The 8,912-nt window shown below is 45.2% G+C and carries 9 protein-coding genes; 4 read left to right on the forward strand and 5 right to left on the reverse strand.

Features of this window, described 5'->3' with window-relative positions; translation table 11 throughout:
* Positions 1 to 220 precede the first annotated feature (220 nt).
* From Nant_RS03905 to Nant_RS03915, 3 genes are all read left to right on the forward strand, one after another.
* Positions 221 to 916, forward strand: a complete 696-nt coding sequence (locus tag Nant_RS03905) for a CoA transferase subunit A (protein ID WP_054340320.1) — start codon at positions 221 to 223, stop codon at positions 914 to 916.
* A complete protein-coding gene (locus Nant_RS03910) occupies positions 903 to 1,550 on the forward strand; it encodes a 3-oxoacid CoA-transferase subunit B (RefSeq protein ID WP_179078932.1) in 648 nt (215 codons plus the stop codon). The genes Nant_RS03905 and Nant_RS03910 overlap by 14 nt, the downstream gene beginning before the upstream one ends.
* Before the next feature lie 76 nt (positions 1,551 to 1,626).
* Positions 1,627 to 2,799 (forward strand): acetyl-CoA C-acyltransferase, encoded by a 1,173-nt coding sequence (locus Nant_RS03915; protein WP_054340321.1) that lies wholly within the window; start codon positions 1,627 to 1,629, stop codon positions 2,797 to 2,799.
* A 279-nt stretch (positions 2,800 to 3,078) separates the two neighbouring features.
* Here Nant_RS03915 and Nant_RS03920 read toward each other — a convergent pair whose 3' ends face one another.
* From Nant_RS03920 to Nant_RS03940, 5 genes are all read right to left on the reverse strand, one after another.
* Positions 3,079 to 4,293, reverse strand: a complete 1,215-nt coding sequence (locus tag Nant_RS03920; protein ID WP_162224920.1) for a VanZ family protein — start codon at positions 4,291 to 4,293, stop codon at positions 3,079 to 3,081.
* 358 nt (positions 4,294 to 4,651) lie between these two features.
* Complete coding sequence (locus tag Nant_RS03925; protein ID WP_054340323.1) at positions 4,652 to 4,972, reverse strand: hypothetical protein; 321 nt, start codon at positions 4,970 to 4,972, stop codon at positions 4,652 to 4,654.
* 865 nt (positions 4,973 to 5,837) lie between these two features.
* Complete coding sequence (locus tag Nant_RS03930; protein WP_054340324.1) at positions 5,838 to 6,236, reverse strand: hypothetical protein; 399 nt, start codon at positions 6,234 to 6,236, stop codon at positions 5,838 to 5,840.
* A 75-nt stretch (positions 6,237 to 6,311) separates the two neighbouring features.
* On the reverse strand, positions 6,312 to 7,079 hold the full coding sequence (locus tag Nant_RS03935; protein WP_054340325.1) for a glutathione S-transferase family protein: 768 nt from the start codon (positions 7,077 to 7,079) through the stop codon (positions 6,312 to 6,314).
* Positions 7,080 to 7,104: 25 nt separating this feature from the next.
* Complete coding sequence (locus tag Nant_RS03940) at positions 7,105 to 7,671, reverse strand: cytochrome b (RefSeq protein ID WP_054340326.1); 567 nt, start codon at positions 7,669 to 7,671, stop codon at positions 7,105 to 7,107.
* A 128-nt stretch (positions 7,672 to 7,799) separates the two neighbouring features.
* On the opposite strand from Nant_RS03940, the gene Nant_RS03945 reads away from it, so the two are divergent.
* On the forward strand, positions 7,800 to 8,687 hold the full coding sequence (locus tag Nant_RS03945) for a LysR family transcriptional regulator (RefSeq protein ID WP_054340327.1): 888 nt from the start codon (positions 7,800 to 7,802) through the stop codon (positions 8,685 to 8,687).
* The last annotated feature ends 225 nt before the right edge of the window (positions 8,688 to 8,912 follow it).

Consider the following 8,912-nt stretch of genomic DNA (forward strand, 5'->3'; position numbering starts at 1 on the left):
ATCATGACTAAATATCATCAACTAATGAAAAAACATTATAATTTACAATATATTTATTTCCTGCATATAATCGATTCATAGATCAAAAAATGAGCACTTGCTCTGATCGTAACTCATGAAATGAATTTCACCCGCAAAGTAGCGGACCGCGTTATTTTTATGGATGGCGGTTAAACCCTCAGCATGAACGTACCCAGCAATTTTTGGCAAGTATCTACCTATGAATAAGCAACAGACAATCGAACAGGCCATCGCTCAGATTCCTGCAGGCGCGGTGGTTATGGTGGGCGGCTTTGGCTGTCCCGGCACACCGTTCTGCCTGATCAATGAACTATTGCGCCAGGGCCAGCGTAATCTGACCCTGATTAAGAATGATGCCAATGAAAGTGGTATTGGTATCAGCAAGCTGATTGAGAATGGCCAGGTCGACAAACTTATTACCACTCATCTGGGCCTGAACAAGCCCGTGATTGAGATGATGAACGACGGCCGGCTGGAGGTGCAATTCCATCCTCAGGGAATTCTGGCAGAAAAGATCCGGACCGCCGGTGCTGGCACTTTCGGCTTTTTGTCAGATATTGGCATCGATTCAGAAATCATCCAGCCAGAACAAATTATGGAGTGGCAAGGGCAGCGTTACGTTGTAGAGATGGCACAAAAAGCTGAATTTGCCCTGATCCATGCGGCCCAGGCCGATAGTTATGGCAACCTGGTCTATCAGGGTTCAGCAATGAACTTCAGCCCGCTGATGGCGATGGCTGCAGATAATGTCATTGTTGAGACGTCGTGCTTTGGAACCCCCGGGTCAATACATCCAAGCCGGGTACATACACCTTCTATTTTTGTGAATGCTGTTGTTGTACTGCCGCAGTTGTCTAACGAATACGGAGTTCTGGATCATCATGTCAGATATTAATCGCATAATTGAACGGGCTGCGCAGGAAATTCGGCCTGGTAATGTTGTCAATTTAGGTATCGGACTGCCGACTCAGGTGGTGCACTACCTGCCTGAAAATCTGGAAGTGCTGATTCATTCCGAGAACGGCGTCCTGGGCGTTGCAGGGCAGCCATCGGTAGATGTGATCGATCCGTTCTTGATTGACTCCGCCGGTAATTATATTTCCACCCGACCCGGCGGCAGCTATTTTGACAGTGCTGTGTCCTTTGCCATGATCCGTCGTGGAAAGCTGGATCTGACCATGATTGGAGCCTTCGAGGTAGACCAAGCCGGCAATCTTGCTAACTGGAAAATTCCAGGTAAATTCTCGCCTGGGATTGGTGGCGCGATGGAACTCGCCCAGAAAACACCACGAATCATTGTGCTAACCACCCATTGCGATAAAAAAGGAAACTCTAAAATTTTGCGCCAGTGTCGTTTGCCGCTCACAGCGAAGCACTGTGTATCGCGAATTATAACTGAGAAAGCCGTGATGGATGTGACCGAACATGGGTTGGTTTTGAGGGAAAAAGCTGCCGATATCAGTATTGAAGAGCTGATCTCCATTACCGAAGCCGAACTGATTATTCCTGATGAGGTGGGTGTGCTATGAGCTTAAATGAAACGGAGCAGGCGATCCTGAAACCCTATGCGATCTTTATTAGCCGCTGTTGCACACTGGAGTAACGATGAAACCTGTATACCTGACTCATTATAAACGGACCGCATTCAGCCGCGCCAATCCTAAAAAGACAGAAGTGGATGCTCTGGCCGGCTTGCGTGGTGATACCCTGCTGGCAAAGCTGATTGATAACGCATTGCAGGAAACGGGCGTTGGCGCCGATAAGATCGATGACCTTTCTGTGGGTTGTGCCCTTAGCGTCATGGATCAGTGGAGTTTCGGTGGCCGTTACCCTCTATTTCAGAGCGCGCTGGGTGATCAATGCGCCAGCCGTAGCATTGATCAGCAATGTGGTTCCGGATTGGCTGCTATGCGTTTCAGCTCTTTGATCATTGCCTCTGGAGCGGCTGATATTGCCTTCGCCGGTGGCTACGAGAATATGACCCGGATTCCCATGGGACCTGCTTTGTTCAAAGCAGGTGTTTTGACGGTCCCTGAAAATACTGCGCAGCGCTATACCATGAGTGTCGCTATGAATATGGGCCTGACCGCCGAAGCCTTGATGGCGAAGGGAAAGATTGGCCGCGAGGAGATGGATCAATTTGCCCTGAGTTCCCATCAAAGATCCGAAGCAGCCCGGCTGCGGGGTTATCACAGCGGTGAAATCCTCCCGGTTGACGATTCCGATGGTAAAGCATTCGACCAGGACGCGAATATTCGTGCCGCCACCACTTTGGAAAAATTAGCTGAGTTGAACCCGGTATTTACCGAAAAGGGTGAAATAACAGCAGGAAATAGCTCTCCGTTAACCAGTGGTGCTGCTGTGGCGATGCTGATGTCAGAAACTGCCATTGCAATAACCGGCGCTGTACCTACGGCCCGGATTGTTGCCTGTGCAGATAGAGGTACTCAACCAGAATTGATGGGGCAGGGAGTGGTGCCGGCGATAGAAAGGGTATTGGCAATGGCAAACCTGAGGGCTGATCAGATCGACTTATGGGAGATTAATGAAGCGTTCAGCGTCGTACCCTTGTATGCCATGAACAGGCTAGGACTAGAGCATCATAATGTGAACGTTAACGGTGGTGCTATTGCCTTGGGACACCCTCTGGGTGCTACGGGCATTCGTCTGGCCGGAACATTATCACGCACGCTCCATGAAAAGAATGGACGTTACGGTATTGCCGCGGCCTGCATTGGCGGCGGACAGGGTATCGCCATGATTATTGAGCGACTCTAGGGCATAGGGTTAAGAGCTCTATAGTTCTGGTCATTTAAACCGAATAACCGGCGGGGCCTATATGATCAAAAACGCTAAAGACAAGCTAACTCGTGTGCCGGTTGTTGTGTGAATCTAAGATTAGCCGGGCGCGGAATTACTGTTAGGTAAGTTACCGTTATTTATGATGTGTTCAGGCGGTTGTTCATAATCTCTTCCATCCTGGTCGAGCTATGGTTTCAGCCGAAAATTATCGGAACTTCAGGAAAAGTGCGTTTGACGAGTGGGGGTAGCGATAGCTCAAGGTTTATCGTTTAAATCTGGTTTGGGTGATAAAGTTAATTTGTCAGTGTCAGTGCCCGTTCGCGAACCACTATCAACTTCCTGATTACCTACAAGCTCAGCTCGTCGAATTGCCTGATAATGACTGAGGATAACTCCGACCGCAACAGCCATCACAGTATCCGTTATCTCTGGCGATGGACCAACAAAATACACCTGTAATTGTTCACTAAAAAAAAGTACTGCAGCCACAAGAACGGTAGAGGTGCGCAAATGAAGTCCCGACTCCGCTAGCAACCAGATCAGACTAGCGTAATAGGCCAACTTCCTGAAGATAGACATGGCGTTCAGTAGTATGTTGCTGGAAAGAGCACCGGAAAATGGCACCCAGCTGAAAGAATTAGGATCCTGGTGCAACTCAAATGGAACAAAGGTTGTTATTAAGAGTGACACCGCAAACAGGACTGCCAGTATCGAAGCTTGACGAAGAGGTCGCAAAAAGTACCAGGCTGGAAGCGCAAGTAGTCCTCCTAAAATATGCTCGGCACCCGGAGCATGGCCAACAATGAACAAATTTACCGACAATACAACGACAACAATCAGAGGATAGAGTTTTTCATTGCTTAACCAGGTGTCCGATGACCGCAGGAAGCGAAAAATCACCAACCATAAGGTGAATTTCTGCAATAACCACCAAGGACTGATGTCGGGACTAAAAATAAACTTAAGGTTGTCTTTAAGTAACTGGAAATCCAGTGATGGCACGAAAGGAGCCCAACTATAGGCAATGCAGGATAGGGCTAGTATCAGGGGTATGGGTGGAAAGCGGGCCGCGTCTTTTGATTTCGGTAATAAGTGTAACAGAGGTAACAGCGCCAGACTGTAGCCTATAAGGCATCCCAGCATATTCCACACAGCATCACTACCGCTGGGTACCCGGCCAGGGATCACCAGTTGCGCTACTTGCAGACCGAAAGCAAGTAGCAGACCCGCCAACATGATGTGGACAAATCGCAGGATACTGTTCTTAGCTGGATAACTGTGCCGGCAGAAAAAGCCGAATGGCACGAACAGGAGAATATTCGCTACCGTATCCCCTCTACCGCTTTGAGTGATATCGACGTTAAGCAATGCATGCCACTGACTAAGTGCATCTGAAGACAGCGCAATATGAAAAGGGTACAAAGACCCGTACACAATAAAAAAGGTAAATAGGGCCAGAAATATTTTCAAGAGCGTTATGCCTGCCATCGCCGCGTGAGTATAGGCAGAATACACGCGCTTTTGCGTCCAATCTACTAGAAAAAAGTGCCTTTTTAATTACCGTTTCAAGCTTAGCTATCGAGACATTGAATATCCCTCTATTTGTCTCCAACATAGGTTTCGGAGCGCTGTCAGAAGAAGTAAAACGGGCTTTATCAAAAGGGCTGCTGATTGACATTTCTGACTTACGAATACGCGCATGACTTTTAGTATTTGGCTCTATCTCGGTATCATCCATGCACAAAAAACCCCCATCATTTCTGATGAGGGCCTTTTTAAAAGCAGCTTAAATTAAACAGCTTTTTTGCCAAGCATTTAGCAGCAGAAGCTACTTGCCTTGAGTCAGGATAGCCTGAACTTCAGCAAAGTAAGCTTTGCTGCTTTCTACAGACACTTGAGCTTCGGTCTTTAGGGCTTCAAGGTTAGCTTTGGCTTCTTCAGACTTAACGGTAACAAAAGACGTTAGAGCTTCAACATCTTTGATTTCAGATAGAGCTTTAAAGTCAGCTTGTGCCTGAGCAATTTGCTTCTCAGCAGTAGCTTTCTGAAGCTCGAATGCCTTAGTAAAAGTTGCTGTGTTTAGTTCGATTAGCTTCTGAACAGGAGCGCCGAAAGCAGAGAAGTCAGCATTAGGAATATTCTTAAACATGATTTATACCCATATAGAAAAGTAGTTGATGAGTTAATGGTATAGTGTTTTATGTTGCGGTGCAACAATTTGTCTGTTTGTTGGTTACTGTCTTTTGTTAACTGTATAACGATCCGGTCATATTGCCGAGTACTCAATAGCGCTAAATAGCTTTTACACAATTGTTCCAACTCATTTTTTTCTCGAAGAGCTCAGTGAACAGAGGCGTTCTCCTGTGGGCAGTTTCTAATACCCGGTAGTACCATTTTTAGATTACGTCTGACATGATCACGGAGGCAATATGTGCATTGTCATATTTATGATTCACTTTCCAGCAGACTCTGTGTCGATATGTTTTCACCAAGAGAGCCGGGTTGAAAACGCTCGCTAAGATGGGGAAGGGCCGGTTACAGTACCGCGTAATGATAGACCGCTTTTTCCGAGGGTGTTTTAAAAATCCCCGTAGCGGTATTCCCCGGGCCTATGGTCGATAGCTCGCTGATATAGATATCGAATCTCATTTAGCTTGAAATAGAAAATCCCAAAAAATCTGCTATTTCACTCTAAGTGAGAACGGGGAGAAGGGTCTAAATCTCATATAGCATGAAATATTTGGCAGGAATTCTCATATAGGATGAAATGACCTTGAAGGTCAGCTTTCAACCCCAAGCGGATATTCTCTTAGGTCTCTGCTAAGTATATTGAGTAATGATGAGTGCGAACAAGTGTAGTCAGGCCATCTAATAGTCCTATAAAGCCTAATCTGCTCACTTGAATTCGGGACTTGTTTGCAGATTACCTAGCAATTGAAACCTCCACTAGAATCTTCGATTTAGTGGAGGTCGAGTGTCAATTTTTATACATCTTTATTATCGTGAGCCCAAGGTTAAAATTGTTTTAACCAGAGAGAACCAACAGGATACAAGGTATATGTTGCTGCTTTCTTTTTAACTAGGGGCATTCCGTCTAATATTTTTTTAGCTTCTTCATCTGTTTTTGCTTTAATAAAAAACATTACTCTTGCCGTGTCACCTTTACTCACAACGTCATGTGTTTTTTTACTGTCAATATATACATTTTCTATAGTGCCATTTTTCCATAACTCTAGCACTTCTGTAGAATGATCGGCGATCGTATTATTGAAAAGCTCGGCATCATCGGTATCTATGGACCATACAACAGCATAGGTCGTTCTTGCATCAGTATTTTCAGCGAATACTGAAGATATTGAAAAGAAACCAAGCAGCATAATTGAACAAATATAAGTAAATAATTTTTTTCTCATAATGACTCTCTCAGGTTGATATCGTTATTGAAATAAAAGTAGATTAGGTTTTTCTCTCCGTTGTTTTATTAGGAATTATTTATCCCACCACTCATTTTGAATCTGAGCGAGAGTGAAACTTTTACGGTCTTGGGCACGTTGGTAATAACTGCCTAGAAGCGGGAAATTATGGCCGTTAATCCAGTCGGTATAGCCAAGTAAATCAAGCCTTGAGAGCACCACTGTCCATATTACGTCAGCTAGGGAATAGATATCGCCCAGTAGGAATGCGTTGCCGTTCAACTGCTTTTCAGCAACAGAAAGGGACTCTTCAGCGCTTTGCTCAATGTCCTTGATGTGCTTTGCATCCACCCTGAATGTTTTACTTTTTTCAGATCTGGCAGCACAAGCAAGATAATTACTCTTAAGCTCGGGATGCTGTTCAGCGAGTGATAATGATTTATCGATACGCGCATCCAGAATTTTTTCAGACTTTTCCATGGAGGGATGACGTGCATAACTGAGAATCTGAAGATCTACCTCATCAGCCAGATCAATTAGTTTATTCATTAACTGTAGATCACGGTTATTGGTTGGTAGCAGTGAGTTACTTTCAGGCAGTGACGCGATAAACCGAATGATGCTGGCTGAATTAGTGACTACTTCTGTTTCGCCGTTGTGGAACTCCAGCGTGGGTATGACGCCATTGGAGTTTAACTTTACATACCATGGCTCTAGCTGTTCTTGCTCTCGTACAATATCGATTACATTAGAAGACCAATCTAACCCCTTCTCTTCTAATGCAAGGCGAACTTTCATTGAGCAGACCGACAGTGGATGATGATGAAGTGTTAGTGAATACATTGCGTTTACCTCAACTTTAAAAATACTAGACGCGTGGCTTTAATGGCATCATCCGGGGAAGAACATCTGCTTCCGGAGCATCCAGGAAACGGTGTTTAAGTGCCCCGGCAATATGCATGAATATCGCTGCTATTAATGTGTAGACTAAAATCCAGTGGGCTTGCTTAGCCAGCCCTGCCATTTCAATATTTTTATCAAACAGCTGCGGCAGCTCGATCAAACCAAATATACTGACGGGAAACCCTGCAAAGTTAGTCATGGCAAACCCGCTAAAGGGAATCGCTAGCATTAATATATAGAGAGAAGCAGTGACAGTGCGCGAGAGTAACCTCTCCCAACCAGCCAGCACTTCTGGCAACGCGGGTGATCGGTTGATACGGCTCCAGATCAAACGAAGAATGGCAAACTGCATGAAGATGACACCAAAAGATTTATGCACCCCCATAATCTGCAAACGACTGGGATCTGACTTATCCAACCCCGTCATATAAGTACCGACTGAGACAAGTACTATCAACATCAGGGCCATTCCCCAGTGAAGCCATTTCGCTAACTTTCCATAGCTCTGCACGTCAACCTGTACTGTATTCATAAGTCACCTCCATAAGAATTTTGTTAGCACCTAAAACCCGGTGAAACCATATGTGTTAAGCTTATTGTGTTCTTATAGATTGATATACGGTCTGCGAGTAAACTAATTGTTTTCTGACAGGCACTAATGTGAACACTTTAACGTTGATGGAAACCTTTGCAGTCGTTGTGGAAGCGGGCAGCTTTACAGCGGCAGCAGAACGGCTAGGACTCTCCAAATCGTTTGTTAGTAAGCAGGTGTCCCTGCTGGAGCGAGACTTAGGCGCCCGTTTACTGTACCGCACAACGCGTAAGCTAAGCCTTTCAGAGGAAGGGTCCCAATTTTACAATCACTGCAAACACATCATGGCAGAGGCTGAAAATGCTCGTGCCGAGATAATGGATAGCCAAAGCGCACCTCGGGGAAAGATCCGCATTACGGTACCTCAAAGCCTTATAATCTCGGGCGTCGGCCTGCTGTTTATTCAGTTCCAGCATCAATATCCTGATATCGATCTGAATGTCATTGCCAGTGGACGGGTTGAAGATCTAGTGGAAGAGGGTATCGACATTGCTCTGCGGGTCGGTCAACTGGAGGATTCCAGTCTGTTATCCCGCCGGTTAGCAGAATGTACTTTCCAGGTAGTTGCATCTCCTGAGTATGTAGAAAAATGGGGAGAACCAATTCAACCCGCGGATCTGACACAACACAACTGCCTGATCTATGGTGATTCAAAATTGAACCGTGCTTGGCCTTTTCGTATGCCTAGTGGTGAATCAATCACGGTAAAAGTAAAAGGCAACCTAACCAGTAATGACGGGACATTAATTGTTGATGGAATGTTAAATGGTCTGGGTATCGGTTTTGGTCCCAGCTTTTTGTTCAAGAAACATGTTGAAGAAGGTGCTTTGCAGCTATTACTCACTAGATATTATCAACAACCAACCACCATATCGGCACTCTACCCGCTCAGTCGTAATTTACCTAGAAGGGTAAGAATATTGATTGATTTTTTAGCTAAGCATTTATCTGGCTAGTACATATTTTTTAAACAAATAGTCTCTCTTGGGTTCTAGTAATCAGTGTATACCTCTAGGTTTAAGTCCTTTTTCCGCTGATCGGGGTAAATTAAAAGTACGTTAGAATATCGGATACGGGGTCGTGAATAGTCAATTTTTCATATCACGCCATGTCCGCTTCACGCACCAAGCTGGCCTTTCCTGAACCTGGATCGAAATAGAAAAGCAGCCATTGTGAAGTGA

Origin of the sequence: Neptunomonas antarctica (genome assembly GCF_001305295.1) — a bacterium.
Classification (GTDB): domain Bacteria; phylum Pseudomonadota; class Gammaproteobacteria; order Pseudomonadales; family Balneatricaceae; genus Neptunomonas; species Neptunomonas antarctica.

Bases quoted from the DNA above. Each gene is read 5' to 3' on its own strand.
- Nant_RS03905 (WP_054340320.1), top strand. From the start codon at position 221: ATGAATAAGCAACAGACAATCGAACAGGCCATCGCTCAGATTCCTGCA.
- Nant_RS03910 (WP_179078932.1), top strand. From the start codon at position 903: ATGTCAGATATTAATCGCATAATTGAACGGGCTGCGCAGGAAATTCGG.
- Nant_RS03915 (WP_054340321.1), top strand. From the start codon at position 1,627: ATGAAACCTGTATACCTGACTCATTATAAACGGACCGCATTCAGCCGC.
- Nant_RS03925 (WP_054340323.1), bottom strand. From the start codon at position 4,972: ATGTTTAAGAATATTCCTAATGCTGACTTCTCTGCTTTCGGCGCTCCT.
- Nant_RS03930 (WP_054340324.1), bottom strand. From the start codon at position 6,236: ATGAGAAAAAAATTATTTACTTATATTTGTTCAATTATGCTGCTTGGT.
- Nant_RS03935 (WP_054340325.1), bottom strand. From the start codon at position 7,079: ATGTATTCACTAACACTTCATCATCATCCACTGTCGGTCTGCTCAATG.
- Nant_RS03940 (WP_054340326.1), bottom strand. From the start codon at position 7,671: ATGAATACAGTACAGGTTGACGTGCAGAGCTATGGAAAGTTAGCGAAA.